1 protein-coding gene is annotated in these 1,126 nt (G+C 68.1%); it reads right to left on the minus strand.

Going from position 1 to position 1,126, the window contains the following annotated elements:
* Window positions 1-1,114, minus strand: a 1,114-nt coding sequence (locus tag A9X03_RS12200) for an acyl-CoA dehydrogenase family protein (RefSeq protein ID WP_068261240.1), incomplete at its 3' end; no start/stop codon positions are given.
* Window positions 1,115-1,126 lie beyond the last annotated feature (12 nt).

Consider the following 1,126-nt stretch of genomic DNA (forward strand, 5'->3'; position numbering starts at 1 on the left):
TGGTTCCAGGCATGTGGATGGCGTGCAGCTGGCCGACATGGACGTCGCGCCAATACCGTTGCAGCGGCTTGTCCATGCGGGCCGCGTTGCCGCCCGAGCGGGCGAAGATCTCGTCGACCGCCGCGACCGCGCGCCACACCGCGCGGATCTGGGTGCGCCGCCCGGCCGCGCGGTCGGCGAACGACACCTCCTTGCCGGCGGCGACCATGTCGTAGATGCGGTCGGCGTTGGCCAGCAGTTCCTGGCGGGCGGCGTTGATGTCGGCGGCTGCCTCGCCGATCGCGAACATCACGTAGGGATCGTCCTTGATCGCGGTTCCGGTGGCGCCGACGCGCTCGCGTTGGTAGTCGAGGTGCGCGGCCAGGGCCCCCTCGGCGATGCCGATGGTGGCCGCCGAGATGCCCAGCGGGAACATCGTCGACCACGGCATCAGATAGAGCGGCTCGGTCATGCCGGCCTCGCGCTGGGCGGTGCCGTCCATCACCTTCGTCGCGTCCATCGTCCGATACGACGGGACGAACGCGTCCTTGACGATGACGTCCTTGGAACCGGTTCCCCGCAACCCCACCACATTCCACGAGTCCTCGACGATCTCGTAGTCCTTACGGGGCAGGATCATGTGCAACATCTGCGGCGGCATGATCGGAATGCCCTTCTCGTCGCCGAGCATCGCGCCGAGGATGATCCAGTCGCAGTGGTCGGTGCCCGAGCTGAACTGCCAGCGGCCGTTGAAGAGGTAGCCCCCGTCGACGGGCTTGGCCACCCCCTGCGGCGCGTACGGTGACGCCATCCACGTGTCGACGTCGTCGGCCCAGATCTCGGCGGCGACTTTGGGGTCCGCGTACGCCAACTGGTAGGGGTGCACGCCGACCACGCCGACGATCCAGCCGGCCGCCGGGTCCAGCGCAGCGGTCGCCATCGTCGTCTCGGCGAACTCGCGGGGGTGGACCTCGAAACCCTGATATTGCTTGGTTTGCAGCAGCCGGATCAACCCGGCCGACTTCATCAGCTTCACGCTGTCGTCGGTCAGGCGGCCGATCCGCTCGGCCTCGGGGGCCTGGTCGCGCAACTGATCCGCCATCGCCACGACCCGGTCGAGTACCCGCTCGCTCATGTTGGTGTCCTT

The organism is Mycobacterium sp. E1715, assembly GCF_001667625.1.
In the GTDB taxonomy this organism is placed as follows: Bacteria; Actinomycetota; Actinomycetes; order Mycobacteriales; family Mycobacteriaceae; genus Mycobacterium.